This is a genomic window from Microcoleus sp. Pol12B4 (genome assembly GCF_036701385.1).
Classification (GTDB): Bacteria; Cyanobacteriota; Cyanobacteriia; order Cyanobacteriales; family Microcoleaceae; genus Microcoleus.
This window is the reverse complement of record NZ_JAUBQR010000093.1, coordinates 1-22,833: the sequence shown is the minus strand read 5'-3', so window position 1 is coordinate 22,833 and position 22,833 is coordinate 1. Positions and strand designations below refer to the sequence as shown.

The 22,833-nt window shown below is 45.0% G+C and carries 18 protein-coding genes; 5 read left to right on the top strand and 13 right to left on the bottom strand.

Going from position 1 to position 22,833, the window contains the following annotated elements:
- The 10 genes from QUA38_RS14580 to QUA38_RS14535 form a co-directional block, all read right to left on the bottom strand.
- Positions 1-975 (bottom strand): Npun_R2821/Npun_R2822 family protein, encoded by a 975-nt coding sequence (locus tag QUA38_RS14580; protein WP_333162879.1) that lies wholly within the window; start codon positions 973-975, stop codon positions 1-3.
- 69 nt (positions 976-1,044) lie between these two features.
- Positions 1,045-2,160 carry a formylglycine-generating enzyme family protein gene (locus QUA38_RS14575; protein WP_333162877.1) on the bottom strand — a complete coding sequence of 372 codons (1,116 nt, stop codon included), beginning with the start codon at positions 2,158-2,160 and terminating at the stop codon, positions 1,045-1,047.
- The gene (locus QUA38_RS14570; RefSeq protein ID WP_333162875.1) at positions 2,157-3,122 is read right to left on the bottom strand and encodes a glycosyltransferase family 10 domain-containing protein; all 966 of its coding nucleotides are present in this window, start codon (positions 3,120-3,122) and stop codon (positions 2,157-2,159) included. The genes QUA38_RS14575 and QUA38_RS14570 overlap by 4 nt, the downstream gene beginning before the upstream one ends.
- Before the next feature lie 118 nt (positions 3,123-3,240).
- Positions 3,241-4,440: a glycosyltransferase family 4 protein gene (locus QUA38_RS14565; protein WP_333162873.1), complete on the bottom strand. Its 1,200-nt coding sequence runs from the start codon at positions 4,438-4,440 to the stop codon at positions 3,241-3,243.
- Between the two features lie 63 nt (positions 4,441-4,503).
- Complete coding sequence (locus tag QUA38_RS14560) at positions 4,504-6,507, bottom strand: ABC transporter ATP-binding protein (RefSeq protein WP_333162871.1); 2,004 nt, start codon at positions 6,505-6,507, stop codon at positions 4,504-4,506.
- A 92-nt stretch (positions 6,508-6,599) separates the two neighbouring features.
- A complete protein-coding gene (locus QUA38_RS14555; RefSeq protein ID WP_333162869.1) occupies positions 6,600-7,751 on the bottom strand; it encodes a glycosyltransferase family 4 protein in 1,152 nt (383 codons plus the stop codon).
- A 281-nt stretch (positions 7,752-8,032) separates the two neighbouring features.
- Complete coding sequence (locus QUA38_RS14550; RefSeq protein ID WP_333162867.1) at positions 8,033-8,872, bottom strand: hypothetical protein; 840 nt, start codon at positions 8,870-8,872, stop codon at positions 8,033-8,035.
- A 12-nt stretch (positions 8,873-8,884) separates the two neighbouring features.
- Positions 8,885-9,814, bottom strand: coding sequence for an alpha-1,2-fucosyltransferase (locus QUA38_RS14545; RefSeq protein WP_333162865.1), 930 nt, complete (start codon positions 9,812-9,814; stop codon positions 8,885-8,887).
- Between the two features lie 92 nt (positions 9,815-9,906).
- On the bottom strand, positions 9,907-10,908 hold the full coding sequence (gene galE / locus QUA38_RS14540; RefSeq protein ID WP_333162863.1) for a UDP-glucose 4-epimerase GalE: 1,002 nt from the start codon (positions 10,906-10,908) through the stop codon (positions 9,907-9,909).
- Between the two features lie 200 nt (positions 10,909-11,108).
- Positions 11,109-11,312 (bottom strand): hypothetical protein, encoded by a 204-nt coding sequence (locus QUA38_RS14535; protein WP_190659093.1) that lies wholly within the window; start codon positions 11,310-11,312, stop codon positions 11,109-11,111.
- A gap of 224 nt (positions 11,313-11,536) precedes the next feature.
- Here QUA38_RS14535 and gloB point away from each other — a divergent pair, with 224 nt between their 5' ends.
- On the top strand, positions 11,537-12,310 hold the full coding sequence (gene gloB / locus QUA38_RS14530; RefSeq protein ID WP_333162861.1) for a hydroxyacylglutathione hydrolase: 774 nt from the start codon (positions 11,537-11,539) through the stop codon (positions 12,308-12,310).
- Positions 12,311-12,312: 2 nt separating this feature from the next.
- Here gloB and QUA38_RS14525 read toward each other — a convergent pair whose 3' ends face one another.
- On the bottom strand, positions 12,313-13,152 hold the full coding sequence (locus tag QUA38_RS14525; RefSeq protein ID WP_333162860.1) for a glycosyltransferase: 840 nt from the start codon (positions 13,150-13,152) through the stop codon (positions 12,313-12,315).
- Between the two features lie 619 nt (positions 13,153-13,771).
- Between QUA38_RS14525 and QUA38_RS14520 the strand changes: the two genes are divergently transcribed.
- The 3 genes from QUA38_RS14520 (at position 13,772) to dnaB (ending at position 21,089) form a co-directional block, all read left to right on the top strand.
- Positions 13,772-18,868: a PAS domain-containing protein gene (locus QUA38_RS14520; protein ID WP_333162858.1), complete on the top strand. Its 5,097-nt coding sequence runs from the start codon at positions 13,772-13,774 to the stop codon at positions 18,866-18,868.
- Positions 18,869-19,137: 269 nt separating this feature from the next.
- Positions 19,138-19,596, top strand: coding sequence for a 50S ribosomal protein L9 (gene rplI / locus QUA38_RS14515; protein WP_333108796.1), 459 nt, complete (start codon positions 19,138-19,140; stop codon positions 19,594-19,596).
- Between the two features lie 167 nt (positions 19,597-19,763).
- Positions 19,764-21,089: a replicative DNA helicase gene (dnaB, locus tag QUA38_RS14510; protein ID WP_333162856.1), complete on the top strand. Its 1,326-nt coding sequence runs from the start codon at positions 19,764-19,766 to the stop codon at positions 21,087-21,089.
- Positions 21,090-21,180: 91 nt separating this feature from the next.
- Here dnaB and QUA38_RS14505 read toward each other — a convergent pair whose 3' ends face one another.
- Positions 21,181-21,768, bottom strand: coding sequence for an FKBP-type peptidyl-prolyl cis-trans isomerase (locus tag QUA38_RS14505; protein ID WP_333162854.1), 588 nt, complete (start codon positions 21,766-21,768; stop codon positions 21,181-21,183).
- A 279-nt stretch (positions 21,769-22,047) separates the two neighbouring features.
- The gene (locus tag QUA38_RS14500) at positions 22,048-22,374 is read right to left on the bottom strand and encodes a phasin family protein (protein WP_242723321.1); all 327 of its coding nucleotides are present in this window, start codon (positions 22,372-22,374) and stop codon (positions 22,048-22,050) included.
- Positions 22,375-22,589: 215 nt separating this feature from the next.
- Between QUA38_RS14500 and QUA38_RS14495 the strand changes: the two genes are divergently transcribed.
- On the top strand, positions 22,590-22,833 hold a 244-nt coding region (locus QUA38_RS14495), incomplete at its 3' end, for a zinc ribbon domain-containing protein (protein WP_333162852.1).

The following is a 22,833-nucleotide window of genomic DNA, read 5'->3' as shown; positions in this document are numbered from 1 at the left end:
TCATACATTTATCCTCAACCTTCTCAATACCCTTTTTAACAAATTCGGCGCAGAAACCTCAGTATAAGACTTTGGCGCTTGGGCAAAAATCGGACGCTTGGACGGTTCGCGGAGATAGCGGTAATGCAGGAACAAATCGCGATAGGGAAACTCAATATTTTCGCCCGCACAAACTCTCCGAATTAAATCCGGCTGCACACCAATATAATGAATGTAAGTAAGTCGGTTTCCCTTGTCGTACAAAATCCGATCTTGCTCTTCAAAATGTTTGGAAGTGACGCTGCACCCAGTTTTTTCGCCCTCCGGGAGGCTATAAGCAAAATTATAGCTATTCATCCCCGTTTTCATCACCATATAATTGAGCAACGGCTGTTCTCCCGCACCTTCATAGAGAATTTCCGCATCGCCCGATAGCAGTTGAGCTAACAGCCATTCCCTAATATTTATATCAAACAATCCTTGCTTGCTGGCGTAAAATCCAGAACAAAATATTTCCGATTCGATCCGATTTTGCTCAAAAACTTCGAGCAGTTTTGGTGACTGAATATTGTATACTTTAGTAGGGGATAGAAATTGAAAATCATAAACCACAAAATCCGATGACTCTAACTTCTGAAAAACCGCATCAAGGAAATTCATCACCAAAGTATCGGCATCCATGTAGATAAACTTTTCAAACGGGCCGTCGAAAGCGCAAAAGCGCCGATGTGCGCCGTAAAGCCGGAATTTTTTGCGGTTCAAACGCTCTGGTGCGGCTGCTTGCATGAATTCATCCCATCGCTGAATAGAGGCGCTATCTTCATAAATAAAGACGTTGGGACGGTTAACAATTTCAGCTTGGATTTGCTCTATTTGGTCGTCGAAAGGATAAATACAGACAGGAGTCTTTGAGCCTAAGATAACTTCAATACTGTTGAGCAAGGCAATTAGTTGGTCGTAAACTGTATCGTTGGCTAGCGTGCAAATTCCATTCATATCTATTAGTCTCGCGTTGCGCGGACTTTGTTTGTATAGTAGCGGTTTCAACCGCCGAATTATCTAGGACTAGGGAGAAACCGACGCCACCGCTACGCGAAACCCCGCGTAGGGCCCGCGAGCGAGTACAAATAGCGAGAACTGATTGGCACTGCGGCAAGAGTACCCTTTGCTGATCCAGGAACCGCCACGCAGCACCCGGTAACCCCCTGTGCAACTTTCCCAGGAACTTCCGTCAGTTGGTGCGCCGTTATAGTTCGAGTGCCACGCATCGCTGTGATCGCTGCACCACTCCAAAACATTGCCGTGCATATCGTACAGTCCAAAGGCATTGGGGGGAAAACTCCCGACATCGGTTGTTTGGTGGCGGTAAAGTCCTTTGGGGGCGTTTGCGTAGGGTTCGTGTCCTTTATAGTTGACTAATTCCGGGGTAATGGTTTCCCCAAAATAAAATGGGGTTGTTGTTCCCGCACGACAGGCGTATTCCCATTCTGCTTCACTCAGGAGGCGATATTTTTTCCCGGTTTTTTCCGAGAGTTTGCCACACAATTCGACGGCCTGATACCAGGATATATCTTCTATAGGACGTTTTTCACCTTTGAAATAGTATGGGTAGTATCCCATCACTGCTTGCCACTGTGCTTGGGTGATGGGATATTTGCCTGCAAAAAAAGTGGGTACGGTTACTTGATGCTGCGGACGTTCGCTATCGGAACTATATTTTTCTGTTGCTGGGGAACCCATCATAAAAGTGCCGCCGGGAATATAAACCATTTCCAGCACAACTCCGTTCCCTAAGTCTTCTGTGAAGAAGTGAGCATAATTACGGCTGCGACTGTTTTCTTTTCCATACGAATCAACTGTTATCACATCAAAGTCAAAAATAGGCAAATATTTGTGTAACTGCTCTTTTATATTTAGTTCATCTCTATCCTTCAACAGCGAAAAGGCTGCAAACTTCACTGGCATCAATTCATCTTGCAGTGCCCCAATTATTAAATCTAAACCTGCATCTTCATATTTCAGCGCTTCAGACAGTGCAGCAATTTTCACCTCGACAATCGGTGAAGCCAAACGGCTCTTAACGCCGGGAATACCACCTAAGACAGCCGCACCTAATGGCACTTGAGATTTGCCACCCTTAACGGCATCGTATTCTCTGGGTTGATTTGGATTTTCTTTCATCGCGCTATTTCCTGAGATACAAACTTAGACAGCCAATTGAGCAAGTTTAATTCGTGGAGAATGATTTGTCTGGCTTCAGCAATTTTTTCCCTCGCTTCATGCCAATAATCCGCATTAGCCACAACCTCTTTAATAAATTCTACTCCTTTCTCATCCAGACTCGGCAGTCGCAGAAAACTCCCCGCAGGCAACAACTTATCGGCCGCCGAACCGCCGTAATAAATTGGCAAACACCAAGCTAATAAGGCATCCCAAAGCTTCTCGCTGACATACCAATCGTTTTCGGCATAATTTTCAATAGCTAAGTTGTAATAGTATGGTGCGACAGCGTGCCATTTATTGTTCACAGTCCCGTTACCGCGCGCCCAAATTGGCAAGTTTCGCCCGTAAAGGTCAAAATCCAATTCTTGCGATCGCAGCAATTTGATAAAATCTAATCTCTGGCGGTGATTGGCGGTGCGGCTAACACCTGAAGTAATCCAAGAACAGGATTTAGTTTTCGGCGGCGCAGGCATTTCATCGAGTTCTCGAAACGAGTTAGAGTGATACCAAATCGCGGGCATATAATCCGGTTTTGGTGCGAAATCGTCGGGCCCGGAAACGTAACCGCAATAAAGTTTGGCTTGTTCGTAGTTGGCTTTGGTAATTTCAATCACTTCTGGTAATGGTGGCTCGCGGATCAGGTAAATTATGCGTTCATCGGGCACACCGCGCAATTTTTCTCGAATGTCCTTTTCTGGATTTAGGGGGCTTGGACGGCGGATTTTTTCGAGCCATGACTGCTTTTTGGGCGATCGGGGAAAGTCGAATTGATACATGAGTAAAAAGTCTGGTTCTGGGTGATTCGCTAACATTTGAATGTTGCCCCATTTGCCGAAGTTGTGGGGGGTTTGTTGCCACAGCCAGTCGCTTTGGTTCATGCCTGGATAGGTGGTGATTGTGCCGATGATGTTTTGGTTCATATCTAATAATAAATCGGGTTTTTGCGTGTGGACGGGGCGGGTTTATGAGATTATTAATTTTAGGCGATGATTGTTGGTAAAACTCGCCCTGGAGGATTTTAAAATTATCGGATGAGGATTAATGAATGATTTGCGATCGGACTTGCTCATCCACATACCTCAAAATTCTCTCTATCCTATTTTCCCACGAAAACTGCTTGACAAAATCCATCGTTTCTGCATAGCCTTCGCTTTTCCTCGGATATTTGGTTAAACAATCTCGAATGCTTTGCACGAACTGGTGCGGGTTATCCGGTTTGCACCAAATTGCTGCTATATTTCCCGATTTAAATTCTATTAAAGATGCAATCTCCGTCGCCACAATCGGAGTTCCCGATGCCATGTAATCAAAGAATTTTAAAGGAGATGTGAATGTCGCCGCCTCTGTCAAACAGTGAGGGTGAGTCAAAACATCGGCTGCTTGCAGCAAGCTAGCAAGTTGATTTTGAGGGAGGTAGCCGAGAAATTTAATGTTGTTAACTTGCTTGGATTTTGCTAACTGCTGGTAGGCTGTTACTTGGGATGAATCACCGCCCGCGATCGCAAATTGAACTCGCGGCAACTCCAGGGCCACATCCACTAGCATATCGACACCTTTAAACGGGTAAAGTCCGCCTGCATAAACTGCTAAATGCTGTCTGTCATCTTCTAATAATTGCTGTCGCCAATTCTGGGCAGCTTCTGTTTGTCTCGCGAGAAACAAATGGTTAAAACCGTTGTGCAGCGTAATTACTTTTTCCGGCGGCATCCCATTCAAAATCATGCTGTCTCGGACAGTATCGGCAACAGTTACAGCAATTTGAAATAGAGGATTGCGAAGGATTTCTGATTCAAATTGCTTGTTTTCATGGTGGTGCTGTTCGTAGATAGCGGGAATACCGTTTTTAACTGCTGCTTTGACAAAGTTCCAGTCGCGGGTGTGGACAATTTGAGTCGATTTAAGCAGGTGAATTGGTAAATAGTATTTTGATACTATTGTACTCGAACTCGTCCACTTGCTGTCCCAAAGGTCGATCGGCCACGGCATCGGTAAATCTGCTACTTTTAATTGATCTTGAATATTGTAAATTTTGGCAAGTTTGTGATCGGGTTTCCTGGGTTGAAAAGGAAAAAGCAAATCAACCGGATTCAAAGCACTCCAGCCTTTACGGAGGTATACCAAAACTGCTGGATAACCTAGGTTTGCTGCGGCATTGGCAGAGTGTGCAACTTGAACTAAGCTCGCTACATTGGGTTGCGGTAAGATATTTCTGGTAAAAAATACATAATATTTAGACATGGTAATTGGTAATTGGTAATTGTTGGCTGTGCAGGCATTTGACTAATAAATACTGCCAACTGACTACTTTTTAACAGCCTGACGCTTAATAGTGTTTTCTATAAATTCTAAAGTAGTGAAAATATTAGCAGCAGAGTGAAATGATTCTCTGATTAACTCGTCTCTTTCTTCGGGAGAGTCTACCATTTCATCTACTAGCATTTTGAGATAAGCTATCATGGGAGTCAGGCGAGTGCGAATTTCGTAAGAACCTCTAATTAGAGCTTCATCACGAGCGGTTTCTTCAGCAAATTGCACTGAATACAAGCGAGTGTAGTAACCTCCTTTTGCTAGCAATTCTTCGTGGGAACCCATTTCTACTACTTGTCCGCGATCGATGACGGCGATTTTGTGGGCTTTTTGGACTGTGGAGAGGCGGTGGGCGATTACCAACGTTGTGCGATCGCAACTCAATTTCTCGATCGCCGCTTGCACGTACCTTTCCGAAACCGTATCCAGCGAACTCGTTGCCTCATCTAAAATTAAGATTTCCGGGTTTTGCAGCAGGGCTCTAGCAATTGAAATTCTCTGACGCTGCCCTCCCGATAAGATCACGCCCCGATCGCCAATTTGAGTCTCCAACCCATCCGGCAATAGTTGGATAAACTCGTAAGCATTCGCTCCCTTCGCCGCTTCCACAATTTCTTCCTCAGTAGCTTGGGGTCTAGCATAAGCAATATTTTCGCGCACTGAAGCATTAAACAAAAACGTATCTTGGCTAACAATACCCATCGCTTGTCTGAGACTCTTCAGCTCAAATTCGCGCAAATCCCTGCCATCGATCGAGATATTACCTTCAGTAGGATCGTAAAATCTCGGCAGTAAATCTGCCAAAGTTGACTTGCCAGAACCCGAAGTTCCTACCAAAGCCAAAGTAGTGCCGTGAGGTAGAAATAAATCAATTTTTTGCAAAACTAAATTTTTGTGGTTAGGATAACTAAAAGATATTTTATTAAAATGAATTCCCGATCGCAAATGAGTGTAAGGCACAGAACCGTTCAGCATAAATGGCTTGTCCTCGCAGCTCAAAAAATCATTAACCACCTCTACACTAGCCGACGTATTAGCAAATTGACTGCGCCCGCTATTCAACTGTGAAATTAAAGGGATCAATCGAAACAGTACCAATAAATAGGTTAATAAAATTGTAGCAATAGACTCTATCTCATTCGCAAATATTGTGCGACCTATAAATACAATCAAAATTATAACTATCAAATTAACAACTTCGTTAATTGGGGCGATCGCCGCATAATTTACCTGAGCCTGAAAATCCGCTTGTTCTCGCCTTTGAATTAAATGCTTGATCCGCTGATACTCCCTTTCCTCGTTCCCCGTTGACTTGACCAGCCGAATCCCAGTAATCGTTTCCAGCACCCTCACCGAATAATCTTTCGACATTTCAGAAAGCAGGTGGCCAAAATGCTTGGAACGGTTAATAATATATTGATTTGCCCAAGCAACTAACGCCAGCAAAACTGTAGCTGTCACTGTCAGTTTCCACGAGATCGAAAGTAGCAGACCCACAAACACCAAAACCGTGATAGACGTAGTAAACATTCCGATTGCCGTACCAACTGCACTAGCAGTCCGACCAATCTCTCCGCCCAATCTATTAATTAAATCCCCGACTTTAGTTTTAGAGTAAAAATCTAAATCTACTTCTAACAACAACCGCAATCCGGCTTCTCGCAAATCAAAAGTCAGAGATCGCGTCAGAGAAGTAGCTACTAAAGTATTGATATAACTCGCAACATTTTTTAAAAAAATGGCCAGCACAACCGCCCCGGTCATCAGCATTAAACGCTGATTTCCGGGCATTCCCTCAAAGGGATACATCAAAGTTTTAATTAGAGGTGGAGCACCACGCAGCTCGATCGCTTCCTCTAAAAAACTTAAAAGCACTGGTACAATCAGAGTAGTGCTGATACCGTTAAATAAAGCGCCAGAAAAGCCCAGCATCACAGTTAAGAGAATCCTGCCGGGATATCGTCTGGCAAATTTTAGGAGTAGCTTATTGGCAGACATGAAGCATTCCCAGCTAAACAGTACGGCATCTCAAAATATTCTTTAATAACAGCCAGTTTTTCTTCCTCCATTGAGTAGTTTTAAAATAACCTTTACATACCTGCAATTATCTCTGAAAGTATCGGTTTCATTGCTTGAATACTATATTCTTTTACACATTTTTCCCGAGCTTTCATTCCTTGTAAATTAGCCGCTGTAAAATTTTGAAATATCCATTGAATTTTTTGTGAAATTTGAGCGGGAGAACTCGGATCGACTAAATAACCCGTTCCCCCTAAAATTGCTGGAATATCCCCCACTCGCGTAGACAAAACAGGCTTAGCCATTGCCATGCCATCTGTCAGCTTGAGCGGAAACTGAGCCACGGCTGTGAGAGTTTCTCGCTGAGGAACAACGACAACATGAGCCGCCGCTACAACGGACGGCATCTTCTCCACTGGAAACCTTGGCAGTTTAATAATCCAACGCCCCCATTGTTTCACAAGTTTATCATCATAATCATCATAAGGACTCCCGCCGACGATCGCTAATCTTAAATCGGGCTCATTTAAATGTTCGAGGGCCATCAAAACATCCTCCACGCCTTTATGAGGTCGCGGTGCTCCCGGAAACATCAAAACTCTATACCCGGACAAGCCGTAACACTGTCTGCTCAATTCAGGATTGTATTTAGCAGGGTCGAACATTGCAGTATCCTTACCATTAGGCAAATATACACCACCAAAACGCTGTTTTAAAAACTCAGTATCAACGGTGACTGCATCAGCTTTGTGAATGAGACTTTCCATCCACTTGAGATAGAGAGGATTATCTGGTTCTCTTAATTGACCGTTTTGTTTAAAAATATCTCGATAAAGTTGTTTGAAAGAGGGACGGTATTTCCATTCATCTCCGCCGTACCAGCTCAGTTCCCAGTCGTCTATATCTAAAATTATAAAGTGGCGAGTCGCCAGTTTTTTTAACAGTGATAACCCAAAGCTTGTAGGTTTAGGTTTTACTGCATAAATAATATCCCCATCTATTTTTTTCCAAAGTTTTTGAGCATCCATTAAAAACCCAGGATAATTTTTACCCGGTATCGCACATACCGGGATATCTCTGGGAGGAGTAGCATACAATTCCTTGCCAAACTGAAATCCAACAACTTCTACATCACATTTAAGCTCTATCAAGACTTGAGCTAATAAAAAAGCACGAATTGCACCTCCTCCTGACAAATCGCTCACTACTAATGAAACTTTCACTGAGTATTTTTTTTAAAACATTTGTTTAATTTTCCGGCTTAACCGAGCTTTTGTCAAGGCGATGGCGACTCACGTACTCCCAACCACAGCAACTAGGTTTTTAACCAGGGCAAAGGGCAGCAACGAAGTATTTTAGTAAAAAAAACACAGTAATGAATCCAAGACTGTTATTCAGGCCAGCAATAATTCTTCTAGGTAAATTTTCGGATATGTATAAACTAATTTTTTTTACTTGGGGCTGATTGTTGTTGCTTTTAATGTAGTTTGCCAAGCAACTTTAATTATTTTAAACGCCAGGGATTGTTAAGTTGATTTGGTAAAAATATTTTAGCCGTGCGATCGACTATTCTAGTAAAGAGCGATCGGGTCACGTTCTTCGCGTACTGAGGACGGTAAGGATAAGTACAGTGCATTACTTTAATCGGTTTGTCGATCATCGTATAAACATCTTTCCACTTATCCAAGTAGTTGTAAACCGGGGACAAAGTTGTCATTTTCGGTTTCACCGATTCAACAGCCGCCGCAAAAGCGCCCTGGTCTTTCAATAGTAACACATTTTGATGCGCCACTACCATATCGAAATATTTCTTAAAGTTTGTGAACAATTCCTGAGTTTTACTGCTTTTCGTAAAAGCGATAAATCCGCCATTGTATTGAATGCTATTTTCATTTAGCGGCAACCCCACAGACTGCAAAGTTGACAGAATATCCTGCTTGACTCTTAATAAATTTGCAGCTTTAGCAATCGCAGGCTGCACATCTGCCGTCACCAACAAATCCACCCCATCAAGAAAATCAAACACCTCATCTATTGGCGACAGCAAACAAATATCACAATCCATATAAATAGTTTTCTCAAATAAAGATTCCCCGTACAAAGCCAGCTTAGCTTGCCGCGACGCTAAAACAGGGTTTTCGTGAGACGGTGCAGGTTTCAATATGACATTTCCAAACACCTGAAGTAAAGGATATAAAATTAGAGGGACTCTATCTATTAAAATAATAATGGGTTCGCGGTGAAACTTCCGGATAGAAGCCAGAAAATGAACGCAATCCTGGAAAGAGTAAAGACCGGTTAAAATAGTGATAAATCCCTTGACTGCTAATTTATTTGAATTCATTGATTTACTTATTTACCAAGCGTGTGTCCACTCCCAAAAGCTCTCACTCCAGTCATCTCGATAGTGAAAAATTCCTTGCCATTCGTAAAAATGTACAAAATCTTTCAGGTTAATTGTTTTATTGACATTTACGATCATGTAAAGAGGTTTATCTCCATAAAAAGAAGCCCACATAGTATAACTGCTAGGCGGCCCGACAACATAGTTGCACTCAGCCAGAGCATACATATCTTCAATTAAATGACCGCTGCCAAATCCACAGTTAAAATTATTAAATAAACTCTGATCTTGGGGAAGATTAGAACAAATCAAAAACTTAATTTTTTTTCCTTCAAATAGCCTTACCACATAATTCATGACTTGTAAATACTGCTCAGTTGTGTAAAAGTACCTCCCTTTTTGATGTTGAGCATAATCCCCTTGGCGAATGTGAATTCCGACGAGCATATCAGAGTTCTTTTTTAAATTCAATATCAAACGATCTACATTGATTCTATATCGCTCTAATGGTTCAAAGTAGGCTCTAATGGGGTCGGCGTACTTGTGTAACTTGGAAACATCTTCTACAAACCAGCCATCTCGAAACAGCCAGCCTTGAAAACAAACTATTGAACCCTGCTTGATTGGTTCTATCTCCTGATATTTTAGCCAGCTAAAAGGTTTTTTTCGGGTTATTTCTTGCGTCTTTAATATTTTTTTGTTGCTTAAATACTTAATAAAATTATAATATTTACTTCTGACAAAGTTGTTGCCTGCTGCGGTAAAACATGGAGGAGGATAACAACACAAAAAATCCCCCGCGGTTCCCACAAATAATTCTGCATATTCGTCAAAAGCAGGATTGAGAACAGTCAAATTATGCTCGATCGCCCAAGCAATGAAATTAGCAAAAAGCAGCAGTCGATTTCCGAGTTGCCCCGACTTAGCAGATATTATTAGCATATTGTATTTTTGGGGCGGGCTGGAAGCGCACCCCACAACAATTTAATCAAACTTTGCTGTAATGGTAAGGTGTGCAATGCCCACCCTACATACTAAGAGCTGTGGCGTTTTTGGTGCCACTGCCAAGCATGGGAGATAATGTTCTTAATGTCGGGATATTCTGGAGACCAACCCAATGTTTTGATGGCTTTCTCGCTGCTGCCAACCAAAGCAGGCGGGTCTCCGGGACGCCGCTCGCACTCAACAGCTTTAATCTCTTTTCCCGTCACTTGACGAGCCGTTTCTATCACCTCTTTCACCGAAAACCCGCCGCCATTTCCTAAATTAAAGAAATCAGATTTGCCACCATTGAGCAAATATTCTAATCCCAAAATGTGAGCAGATGCCAAATCGTTAACGTGAATGTAATCCCGAATGCAAGTACCGTCAGGAGTATCGTAATCCGTGCCAAAAATCGCGATCGAATCTCGTTTCCCCAAAGCAGCGAACAACACCAGCGGAATCAAGTGAGTTTCTGGATTGTGATCCTCTCCTAACAACCCATTAGGGTCGGCCCCAGCCGCGTTAAAATAGCGGAAACAAACAGACTTGAAATCGTACGCAGCGTCAAAATCCGACAAAATCCGTTCTACCATTAACTTAGTAGCACCGTAGGGATTGATGGGGTTTTGCGGGTGGTCTTCGGTGAGCGGAATTTTCTGCGGTACGCCGTAAGTCGCGCAAGTAGAAGAAAACACAAATTTCTTCACCCCAGCAGCGAGCATTGCTTCCAAAAGGGTAATAGTACCGATGACATTGTTGCGGTAATATTTAGCTGGGTCGGTAACAGATTCGCCCACGTAAGCGTAAGCAGAAAAGTGCATTACCGCATCAATTTTGTGCGTAGCAAACAGGTTATCGAGAAGAGTGCGATCGCTCGTATCGCCAACTATAAACTCCACCTGCAAAACCTGATCTACTATATCTCGGTGACCGTAAGCTAAATTATCCAAAATCACCACACCGTAGCCGGCGTTTTTCAGCGCTAATACCGCGTGAGAGCCAATATATCCAGCTCCGCCCGTCACCAAAATAGTTTGTTTGTCTGCACTCATTTTCTTCTGCCTGTTTTTGTAGCTGGGATTGCCAAGAGCCTTGTTAACTTGAGACTGCCACATCAGACGCTTTCACACTATACCTGAGCCGGAGAATTCAAGCGAAATATATAGGTTTTGCTGTGCGAGAGGGGACGATCGCACTCCTAAAAAACGCTTTTTACACTCCAGATAGATGCTGACTGTGCAAGTCTTTCTATTCAATCGATAAACTTGAGGCGACCAATTTGGATATAATCAAATATGCGGTTAATCTGATGTCGATCCTCTTCTGAAATTTTATCATCTGACAGGATAGCCGAAGTCAAAACTAAATGTTCCCGGCGAGTAATCTTACCAGACGCTACAATCCGATCGACTTTTTGAGAAATTGTTAAGTTCGATTTGTTGTGAGATGTTCGCATTTATTCGATCGCTTTTACGCTAAAATAATTAAAGTGGATTGCAGTTCTTGACCCAAAAATATTGCGTACCCAACCGTAAATCACTTGGATCAATAGCAGAAATAACGTATCAGAGTTTTACTTCCCAAGATAGATATGCGGACTTAATAAATCTGCAATCAGCCTTCGGATAGCGTTCAGACTAACTTAATTATATAATATTTTTCCGAGAGAGGCACTTTTCTATGCAGGTTTATCGGCTTCCGGTACTGTCTGACAATTACATTTTCTTGCTGCACGACCCCGATCGCCACACAGCAGCAGTCGTCGATCCAGCACGGTCGCAGCCAGTATTAGAGCAACTGCAAGCACTCGGAGCCGAATTAACCGCAATTTTCAATACCCACCACCACAGCGACCACATAGGTGGCAATCAGGAACTGATCGATCGCTTTCCCCAAATTAAAGTTTACGGTGGCGCAGAAGATAGAGGCAGAATTCCCGGACAGCAAGTGTTTTTACAAGCGGGCGATCGAGTTTCTTTTGCCAACAGAACCGCCGAAGTCTTCTTCGTACCCGGCCACACAAAAGCTCACATCGCCTACTATTTCCCCCCCAGCAACCCCAGCGAAATCGGCGAATTGTTCTGCGGCGACACTTTATTTGCTGGAGGCTGTGGTCGGCTCAAAGAAGGCACTCCCGCCCAAATGTTAGCCTCTCTGGGACAACTGCGAAACTTGCCCGACAATACCAGAGTTTGGTGCGCCCACGAATACACGCTGAACAACCTGCAATTTGCCTTAAGTGTGGATGGCGACAATCCCGATTTACAGCAGCGCTTCGCCGAAGTCAAGGAAGCGCGGAGTCGAGCGCAACCTACAATACCATCATCGATCGGCCTCGAAAAAAGCACAAACCCATTTTTGCGCTGGGACTTTCCCAAGATCCAATCAGCCACCAACTCCCCCGATCCAGTGCAAACCTTCGCTCGATTGCGCGGCATGAAAGACCAATTTTAACTTTAACGTTTTTGTTGTTTTAGGTAACTCTTAAACTTGAGTATCGGTTCGCTCAACCACCTGTCAAGTCTTTTGTATTTTACGTTAAAGCTCGACAGCCCCTTAAACTTATTTGGAATTTTTTCCAGTTCGTCCTTAAACGGTGTCTGAGACAACATATCAAGCCATAATTGATTGGGGGCAGTGCTTTCCCACGGTTTCGGTCTTGACATAAAGTGCATCACTTTACTTGACATATCATCAGTCTTGTGGTTGTTCCATCTTTGGTCTAATTGCTTCCACCTTCCCACTAAAACAGAATTTAATGCACCTTGATCGCGATCGCCCCAAACGTGGGTTCTAGCATTTTGGAGCAACTTTTCCGACAGTTGCTCTTCCTCCCAAAGCTTCATGTTGTAAACTAAAACACCACTGTTGAAATAAGGGTTTCGATATTGATAATTGTTGGGATTTCCCCAGACGTTGTCTGCGGCTGCTATTGGCAGAGTTTGAAAATCTAGGTTCCACAGCGGCTTTAAGCTGCCCAGAACGATCGTATCGCTGTCGAGCCAAATCAGCCTTTCTGTTTCTTTAGTATATTTTCGGGGTTCCAATTTAACGTAAGGAAGTTTAGAGCCTGATACCGAAAGAAGTTGGTCGTAATTAGATTGCAATTCTTGCCATTCAATCTGGTATTTGCAGCAATTCTGTAACTGTTCCTTTTGCGGTGAATATATCCTGGTAGATACAACGCTAATTTTGACCTGCTCCTCCCCAGATTGGCTAACATTCAGATCTACCGACTTGAGAAGTGCTGCTAACCCGAGAATATAGGTGCGATCGGCTGCTGTGAATATGTGCATAGGATTAAGTTTGTGAGATGAACGGCAAAGGTGACACAAACGTTGGGAATTGAGGAAGTAGGCGACCCTGTATTGAGGTAAATGCGATCACCCATTTACCGTTAAGACGAACAAAATCTTGCCTAAATTTCCGGTTAGATTTACACAAACAAACGGGGATTCTAAGTAGTTAGGCGCAAATAAAGTTTACAATGTAACAGAATGTAAGGTGGGCATAACAAGAGCGATTGCTTCGTTTCACTCGCTGCGAGATAGGGGTTATGTATTTGCAAGCTTCATCTACTTATTTATCTGTGTGCAAGTACCATCTGTTCGCACCCGAAAACGAGCAACAGCCATTGGTAATATGCAGCAACGCGAAAAATAACGAGACGGACTAACCTGCCATTTGAAACAGCCAGAAAATTCCCCGTCGCCTGTGCTGAATCCCGCAACTGGTTCAGACGTGGGACTCTACGATAAAATAAATTGTCTAGAGATCGATATTACCGCACAACGATCGACATCCATCTTAGGTCTGAAGTCTCACCCTGCTCAAATCAAAAGTTCCTCTGGTTATTTCCCTATTATTGATCGCGATTGGCTTGGCCAAAAGTAAAATGAGCGTTGTTAGAAACCGATGCAAAACCCACGCAATACTGAACCCCAACCAAAAATCGACCCATCTGTTTCAACGGATTCTAACAAAGTGTTCTACCCAGCCGCGCCTTTGCCAACCGATGTAGGGATGCTTCTGCAATTGGCAGACGGTAGCATTCAGTGCTGCAATTGTCACGCCCAGGATCTGTTGGGGATGACAGCAGAACAGATGCTCTTATGCACCTCAATCAACAGTCGGTGGCAGACTGTGCGTGAAGATGGCTCGGATTTTCCCGGCGAGACGCATCCGGCGATGGTGGCGCTGAAAACCGGGCAACCATGTTTAAATGTCATCATGGGCTTTTATCGGCCACAGGGAGAATTGATTTGGTTGAGGCTCAATTCTCAACCTTTATTTCAGGGAGATCGATCGACTCCCTATGCGGTAGTAACAACCTTCACTCCTATCGCTCAACCTCAGCCCGAACCAGTCTGTAATGCGCCCGCGCCACAACTGTCAGACACCCTCGAAAGTATTTCGGACGGGTTCTTTGCTTTGGATCGAGACTGGCGATTTACCTACCTCAATTCGCAAGCGGCGCGGTGGCTGAATCGACCCTCGAAAGATTTGATTGGCCACAGCATTTGGGAAGAGTTTCCCGAATCAGTGGGCAGTTTGTTTGAGCAGGAATATCGCCACGCCGCCACCTTCCAAGTTACAGTTAGTTTTGAATCTTTTTATCCGCCACTCAATGCTTGGTATGCGGTACGAGCTTATCCCATCCCATCGGGACTTGCCGTTTATTTTCAAGATGTCACCGAGCAGAAGACGGATCGGGCTGCTTTTATTCAACAAGCGCAAACAGCGCAGCAACAACTAGCAGAAATTGAGGCGATTTATGCTAGTGCGCCGATCGGACTTTGCTTTATAGATACCGAGTTGCGGTTTGTCCGCATCAACGATCGCCTCGCAGAAATTAACCGAGTTCCAGCCGCCGCCCACATCGGCAAAACATTGCGCGAAATCTTGCCAGAAATGGCAGATGATTTAGAGCCGCTTTACCGACAAGTTATTGAAACTAAAGTTCCACTAAAACAGCTCGAAGTTCGGAGGACTAACTCAGTACAGCCGGGAGGAGAACAGGATTGGCTGTTGAGTCTCTATCCCCTGAAAGCCGAGGACGATCGCGTTTTGGGCGTGAATGTGACGGTGCATGAAATTACCGAACGCAAAGCTACCAAAAAAGAAATTCAACGGCTCAACCAAGAACTAGAGCGACGAGTTAATGAACTGCAATCGATACTTGATGCTGTACCCGTCGGTATTACGATCGCGGACGACCCACAGTGTCAAGTAATCCGTGCTAACCGGTTTGCCCAGTCGATGTTGATAGTGCTGCCCGATACAAATGTTTCTGGAACCGGAGAGCAAGCCGCAGCCCTTCCGTTTAGACGATTCCGCAACGGAGAAGAAATTCCCGGAGAACAACTGCCCATGCAACTAGCCGTGGCTTCCGGCGTCCAAGTGCGAGATATGGAAATTAAAATGGTGCGCGAGGACGGGGTGGCCTTTGATTGGTTGGTGAATGCGGTGCCGTTATTTGACGAGCAGGGTGCAGTTCGTGGCTGTGTGGCGGCCTTTATGGATATTAGCGAGCGGAAACAAGCTATTGCTGCTTTGCGCCGTTCCGAGGAACGCTATCGCACTTTGTTTGAGTCCCTAGACGAAGGTTTTTGCGTCATTGAAATGCTGTTTGACGAAAACGAAAAGCCGATCGATTACCGTTTTTTAGAAGTCAATCCGGCTTTCGAGAAGCAAACCGGACTTGAACAAGCTGCGGGTAAAACAGCGCGCCAGCTCGTTCCAAATATCGAAGATTATTGGTTTGAGATGTACGGCAAAGTTGCACTGACGGGGGAACCCCTGCGCTTCGAGCACGGTTCGGAAGTCATGAACCGCTGGTTCGACGTTTTGGCCTTCCGCACTGCTGAGCCGCAGAGCCAACAAGTCGCTATACTTTTCAAAGAAATCACCGATCGCAAACAATCAGAGAATCGGTTGCGGCAACAGGAAGAACAACTGCGGCTGTTCGTTAAACATTCGCCTGCGGGGGTGGCCATGTTTGACCGCCAGATGCGGTATATGCTGGTGAGCGACCGCTGGCTATCAAGTTACGGGTTCGGCGATCAAAACATTGTGGGTCGATCGCACTACGACATCTTTCCCAATTTGCCCGATCATTTCAAACAAATCCACCAGCGCTGTCTGGCGGGAGCAGTCGAACTCTGCCAAGAAGATCAGTTTCCCCGCCCTGATGGCTTAATCGACTGGGTGCAGTGGGAAATTCACCCTTGGCGAACCAATACCAATGAGATTGGCGGCATCATGATTTTTTGCGAAATCATCACCGATCGCAAAAACGCTGAACTCGCGGTGCTAGCGGCCTCCCAGCAAGTCAGCAATATTATAGAAAGTATTACTGATGCCTTTATGGCTATCGATTCACAATGGCGCTATACCTACGTTAATACCACAGCAGAAAAACTGCTTTCTCGCTCTCGATCAGACTTGCTAGGTCGATCGATCTGGGAGGTATTCCCCGCCGAGAAAGAATCCAATTCGAGGGCATATCAAGAATTTCATCTAGTCGTTAACGAGCAAGTTTCTGTCAAGTTTGAAGAGTTTTCGCCGTCGCTCCAAATGTATATAGAAGTAAGCGCCTATCCAGCCGCCGAAGGATTTACGGCTTATTGGAGCGATATTAGCGATCGCAAACGCACTGAAGAAGAATTGCGGCAAAAAAATGCGATTTTGAACGTAATTAACGAGTCAGCACCCACGCCAATTTTTGTCAAAAATCGAGAAGGACGGATTATTTATGCAAATCCAGCCACGCTGGAAATAATGGGCAAATCTGCTTCTGAAGTAATTGGTGGTCGCGATCTGGATTTATACCCAGTAACAGAACTTGCAGTTACAGTCACGGAAAACGATCGGCGCATTATGGAATCCGGCCAAACAGAAGTCCTCGAAGAATCTCACGATGGCATTCGGACATTTTTGGTAATGAAAGCTCCCTACCGCAATCAGGCGGGAGAAGTCATCGGCTTGATTGGCATCTCCAGCGACATCACAAATCGCAAACGAGCAGAAGTCGCCCTGCAAGAACAAACTAAGTTATTGCAAGTAATTATTGACAGCATTGGTGATGGTTTGATTTTGGCCAACCAACAAGGTGAGTTGGTGTTGTTTAACCGAGCCGCCGTAGGCATATTCGGCCCGCTATCGAATGAAAAATCCTATGAGGAATGGTCGAGCACCTACGGACTATTTTTGGCTGACAAAAAAACCCTTTTCCCCAACGCTGAACTACCTCTAGCCAGAGCAATCAAAGGTGAATATGTCAATGATGTAGAGGTATTTGTCCGCCGCGAAGATTCCGAAGGTCGCTGGATCAGTATCAGCGGTTATCCGGTAGTTGATACTAGCAGCGAAATCAAAGGCGGAGTGGTTGTCTGTCGGGATATCACAGAACGCAAACAAGCCGAAGCAGCGATGCAAGAAAGCGAAGAACGATTCCGCAATATGGCTAACAACGCTCCATTTATGGTATGGGTAACAAACTCCACAGGCTATTGCACTTTCTTGAGCGAAACCTGGTATGAATTCACAGGTCAAACTGAGGAAACAGGTTTGGGATTGGGTTGGGTAAACGCGGCGCATCCAGAAGACCAAGAAAAGGCCAAAAATGCGTTCTTGACCGCCAACGAACGCCAGGAACCGTACCGCGTAGAATTTCGCCTCCAGCGCAAGGATGGCGGATATTCTTGGGTGATCGATGCGGCTGCTCCCAGATTTTCCGAAAGCGGACAATTTGAGGGTTATATCGGCTCTGTTATCGACATTACAGAGCGCAAACAAGTCGAAACCGAGCGCGATATGGTTCTGCAATTAGAACAAACTGCCCGCGCGGAAGCCGAGCGAGCTAACCGGATTAAAGACGAGTTTCTGGCGGTGCTTTCTCACGAGTTGCGATCGCCCCTGAATCCGATTTTAGGCTGGTCGCAACTGCTCGTCGGCGGCAAGCTGAAGGCGAATCAAACTGCCAAGGCTTTTGAGACGATCGAGCGCAACGCCAGATTGCAATCTCAATTAATCGAAGACTTGCTTGACGTGTCTCGGATTCTGCAAGGAAAACTCAGATTGAATGTTGCCCCAGTGAATCTGGCAACCATTATCCCGTGTGCCGTGGAAACCGTACAATTAGCAGCAGAAGCTAAAAAAATTAAAATCAAAACAATCTTAAATCCCGATGTCGGGCAAGTTCTAGGCGATAGAAGTCGCTTGCAACAAATTGTGTGGAATTTGTTATCAAATGCGGTGAAATTCACGCCTGAAGGCGGTCGAGTTGAAGTTCGATTAGAGCAAGTCGAACACCAAGCTCAAATTCAAGTCATAGACACTGGTAAAGGCATTACTCCCGATTTCTTACCTTATGTTTTTGACCATTTTCGACAAGAAGATGGCGCCACAACTCGTAAATTTGGTGGCTTGGGATTGGGATTGGCGATCGTCCGCCAACTGATCGAACTTCACGGCGGAACGGTGTTTGCAGAAAGCGCCGGAGAAGGTCAAGGAGCGACGTTTACGGTGAGATTACCGCTATTAAATGATGGTTCTAGAAGGCAGGAGGACGAAGAACGTCATGGGAATACTTGTCCCGATATGCCATCCTTGCCACTAGCTGGATTGAGAATTTTAGTGGTAGATGATGAGCTCGACTCGCGAGATTTTGTCGCTTTCGTGCTTGAGGAAGCGGGTGCAGAGGTGATTTCCCTGTCATCTGCTGCTGAGGCGCTAGAGTCGATCGAACAAACTGCACCGGATTTGCTCGTCAGCGACATTGGAATGCCCCAAATGGACGGGTATATGTTGATAAATCGCATCCGCACTCAGCTTGCGCCTGAGTATCGGCAGTTGTTGGCGATCGCCTTAACGGCCTATGCTGGAGAAGGGAACCAGCGCCAAGTTTTGCAAGCCGGATTTGACAAACACTTAGCCAAGCCGATCAATCCGACCCAGTTAGTTGCTACTGTAGCGCGATCGATCGCCCAGCGCCTTGAAAATAAAGCCTGAGTGTTCTGTAAGACATTGCACTGTAGTTGATTGGGCTCATTACACCATCCCCGTTTGGCGTAATTTCAAACTGAATTTGCCAGTTAAAAATATTATCCCTGTTTCTTCCCTGGAATCTCGAACCTCGAATCTCAACATCCATCCGTTAAATCCTTTACATCCGTTACATCCGCTACATAATCCGTTGCCGAACTTCCTTCTCCCTTGCGATCGCCCCTCAAACTTCGCTATTATAAAAAGTTGCAGTTAAAACCCCACAACCCACGATCATGGCCAAGCGCGTCCAATTAGTTTTAAATAAAGATGTCAGCAAACTCGGTAAAGCTGGCGACGTAGTAGAAGTAGCCCCGGGCTACGCCCGCAACTACCTAGTACCCCAAGGAATGGGATTTAAAGCCACTCCTGGCATTCTCAAGCAAGCAGAACGCCGCCGTGAAGAAGAAAGACTGCGCCAGCTAGAGCTCAAGCAGCAAGCTGAAGTCCGCAAAACCGCCCTCCAATCGGCGGGGCCTTTTATCATCTCCAAGCAAGTTGGCGAAGCTGACGCGATTTTTGGTACTGTCACCAACCAAGAAGTAGCAGAACTGATTTTCAACTCTACCAGTCAAGAAGTCGATCGGCGCGGCATCACTCTGCCCGAAATTCGCCAAACTGGTACATACAAAGCTGAAATCAAACTACACGCAGAAGTTACCGCCGAAGTTGATATTCAAGTTGTTCCGATGTAATTAAGAGTCATTCAGTCATCAGTCATCAGTCATTAGTTGTTAGTCATTAGTCATTAGCTAACAACTAAGCACTGCTAACTTGCAAAGTGAGTTACGCTAACTTACACATTGAAAACTGATTACTAATAAGTGGCAACTAATAACTAATGACAGAGAACAATTGACTAATGAGCGATTTGATGCCGACAAATATAGAGGCAGAAGAAGCAATTTTGGGGGGAATCTTAATTGACCCCGAAGCTATTTCCCGAATTGCGGAACTGCTGCGACCGGAGTTTTTTGCCATCACCGCTCATCAAGTCATTTATCGATCGGCATTAGGGCTATTTTTACAGGGCCAACCTACCGATTTAATGACGGTAACAACTTCGCTAACCGACCGCAACCAGTTAGAGCAAGTAGGAGGACTAACTAAATTAGCACAATTAGTCGATCGCACAGTTTCAGCCGTCAACATCGACCAATATGCAGTTTTAGTTGAAGACAAATATCAGCGCCGCAAATTAATCGAAGCTGGCAACAACATAGTACAATTAGGTTACGAGACGGCAACACCACTAGAAACAGTCTTAGACCGCGCCGAACAAGAAATTTTCAGCATCACTCAAGAACGCCCGCAACAAGATTTAGTATCGATCGGCGAAACGCTAAACCAAACATTTCAAGACCTAGAAAATCGCAATGAAGGGCTGACACTTCCCGGTATTCCGTGCGGTTTCTATGACTTAGATGCTATGACAGGAGGCTTTCAGCGATCGGATTTAATCATCGTTGCAGCCAGACCGGCGATGGGAAAAACGGCCTTTTGTACCAACATCGCCCACCACATCGCCGCTGGACAGCAAAAATTGCCGGTTGCCGTTTTCAGCTTAGAAATGTCGAAAGAACAGCTAGTGCAGCGTATCCTGTCCAGCGAAGCCAAAATAGAAAGCAACCGGTTGCGATCGGGTAGAATCAGTCAAAACGAATGGGAACCAATCAGTACAGCCATTGGCAACTTATCAGAATTGCCGTTGTTTATTGACGATACTCCGAATATTACCGTCACAGAAATACGATCGAAAGTCCGCCGCCTCCAAGCAGAACAAGGCGGAACCCTAGGATTAGTCTTGCTAGATTACCTGCAATTAATGGAAGGTACCAGCGACAACCGCGTGCAAGAACTATCTCGAATTACCAGAAGTCTTAAAGGTTTAGCCCGCGAACTCAACGTGCCGATTATTGCCTTATCTCAGTTGAGTCGCGGTGTGGAAGCGAGGACAAACAAGCGGCCGATGATGTCTGATTTACGCGAAAGCGGATCGATCGAGCAAGACGCAGATTTAGTAATTATGCTCTATCGCGATGAATATTACAATCCTGATTCGCCCGATCGCGGAATTGCAGAAGTAATTATTACCAAACACAGAAACGGCCCCACAGGAATCATCAAACTATTATTCGACGCCCAATTTACCTGCTTTCGCAATCTGGCATCTCCGAAGCGATCGTAAATCAACCAGAACATACCCAAAAACCCGGTTTCTTAAAAAAACCGGGTTTCTAAACACCGTAAAAGTTTTACGTTGAATTAGATTGAGCTACCTAGCCAGCGATTTTCAACAATTCCACATCAAAAATCAGCGTAGCATTAGGAGGAATCACCCCGCCCGCACCGCGAGCACCGTAACCGAGTTCAGGGGGAATAATCAACTGGCGGCGGTCTCCAACTTTCATCGTACCGACACCTTCATCCCAACCCTTAATTACTTGACCCACGCCAATTTTGAACTGAAAAGGAGAATTGCGATCGCGCGAACTGTCAAACTTCGTGCCATCCTCCAAAGTCCCAGTGTAGTGTACCACAACCGTCTGCCCGGTTTTTGGAGTCGCCCCATCACCCTGCTTCAATTCCACATATTTCAGACCTGAATCTGTGGTGACAGTTTTCTCAGTATTATCAGTCATGTCATTGCCAGCGATAGTAGCTGGTACCTCTGGTAAAGTAGCATCAGCTACTAGAAAGCTATTTTCCTTCAAAGACTGTGCTGACAACTTCTCAATAGCAGTCTCTGGTAAAAGATTATTCAATTCGGCTGCAACTGCTTGGGACCCAGAACCGCCCATTTGAGCGACTATCAAAAACAAAAAGCAAACCAGCATTACCCCCAAGCTGACTAGAACTCCTCGCAAAATTAATCCTCCTGATACTTTTAACCGCGATATCTCAGATATCTAAGACATCTAGTACAACAAGAACCACCAAATTTTATCTGAACTTTTCCACCAAAAAACGGCAGGTATCAGATAATTTCAAAGACAAAAGTACGAAGTCATAATGTTTGTAATTCTACATAAATGGCTTCTACATAAGTGCCTTTTTTAGCCTTCTGCCTTCGGGTGACAATCTTATCACAAGATAGCAGCGAACTCCTCGCGGGCGTTAGCGAAGCCCTCGAAGAGGTATCGCACTCAGCGCCAGTTACGGTTTTCTAAATCCCGCATCTGACGTTCCAAACGATCGAGCCTTCCCCGCAACTCATCCATTTCGGACTGTCGCGGAACTCCCATATCTTGCAGCATATTCCGTAGTTGCCGCTGCAACTGCGTATCCCAATTGCCCTGTTCAGACTTCAGGTGCTCGGTCATGTCATCGACAAAGGTTTTGGCTTGCTCAGGATTGATTTTGCCATCTTTGACCCATTGCTCGCTGACTTCCTGCAATTTCTCTGCCACCAGAGAGGTAGTACCAATGCCCAGCATTACCAGTTGTTTGAGTAAGTTGCTATTGTTATCCATAGATTTTTCCTAATGTTTGCCCTTTCATACCCGATCGGCTCAGGTCGCCTGCTGTCGCTGCGAAACCATCTGTAAACTTAAAGTTACATCAGCGCACAACTACCTTTCTATTTTGGAGCATCCAGCCGCCTGATGGCGAGCCGATCGCGCTAATCGGCGTTCGGAAAACCCCCTAATGAGCCTACCCACCACATTACCCCATCACCCTGCTGTCTATGCCTGATTGCCCCCGCTGTCACCAACCTGTAGACGCCCAAGCACTTGCCTGTGCACACTGCAAAATCCCCCTCAAAGCTTTCGGTCATCCGGGTATACCTCTTTATCGATCAAAACCCGAAGAATTTCTGTGCACTACCTGTATTTATCACGAAGACGATACTTGCAACTACCCGCAGCGTCCCTTTGCCAAAGAATGCACGCTTTATCACGATCGAGCTGAGCCACTTGTGCCACAGACGA

What these genes read in the sequence shown, in the direction of transcription:
- QUA38_RS14550 (WP_333162867.1), bottom strand. Translation starts at nt 8,872, where the DNA reads ATGAATTCAAATAAATTAGCAGTCAAGGGATTTATCACTATTTTAACC.
- QUA38_RS14500 (WP_242723321.1), bottom strand. Translation starts at nt 22,374, where the DNA reads ATGGATAACAATAGCAACTTACTCAAACAACTGGTAATGCTGGGCATT.
- QUA38_RS14575 (WP_333162877.1), bottom strand. Translation starts at nt 2,160, where the DNA reads ATGAAAGAAAATCCAAATCAACCCAGAGAATACGATGCCGTTAAGGGT.
- gloB (WP_333162861.1), top strand. Translation starts at nt 11,537, where the DNA reads ATGCAGGTTTATCGGCTTCCGGTACTGTCTGACAATTACATTTTCTTG.
- QUA38_RS14570 (WP_333162875.1), bottom strand. Translation starts at nt 3,122, where the DNA reads ATGAACCAAAACATCATCGGCACAATCACCACCTATCCAGGCATGAAC.
- QUA38_RS14520 (WP_333162858.1), top strand. Translation starts at nt 13,772, where the DNA reads ATGCAAAACCCACGCAATACTGAACCCCAACCAAAAATCGACCCATCT.
- QUA38_RS14535 (WP_190659093.1), bottom strand. Translation starts at nt 11,312, where the DNA reads ATGCGAACATCTCACAACAAATCGAACTTAACAATTTCTCAAAAAGTC.
- QUA38_RS14580 (WP_333162879.1), bottom strand. Translation starts at nt 975, where the DNA reads ATGAATGGAATTTGCACGCTAGCCAACGATACAGTTTACGACCAACTA.
- dnaB (WP_333162856.1), top strand. Translation starts at nt 19,764, where the DNA reads ATGAGCGATTTGATGCCGACAAATATAGAGGCAGAAGAAGCAATTTTG.
- galE (WP_333162863.1), bottom strand. Translation starts at nt 10,908, where the DNA reads ATGAGTGCAGACAAACAAACTATTTTGGTGACGGGCGGAGCTGGATAT.
- QUA38_RS14565 (WP_333162873.1), bottom strand. Translation starts at nt 4,440, where the DNA reads ATGTCTAAATATTATGTATTTTTTACCAGAAATATCTTACCGCAACCC.
- rplI (WP_333108796.1), top strand. Translation starts at nt 19,138, where the DNA reads ATGGCCAAGCGCGTCCAATTAGTTTTAAATAAAGATGTCAGCAAACTC.
- QUA38_RS14560 (WP_333162871.1), bottom strand. Translation starts at nt 6,507, where the DNA reads ATGTCTGCCAATAAGCTACTCCTAAAATTTGCCAGACGATATCCCGGC.
- QUA38_RS14525 (WP_333162860.1), bottom strand. Translation starts at nt 13,152, where the DNA reads ATGCACATATTCACAGCAGCCGATCGCACCTATATTCTCGGGTTAGCA.
- QUA38_RS14545 (WP_333162865.1), bottom strand. Translation starts at nt 9,814, where the DNA reads ATGCTAATAATATCTGCTAAGTCGGGGCAACTCGGAAATCGACTGCTG.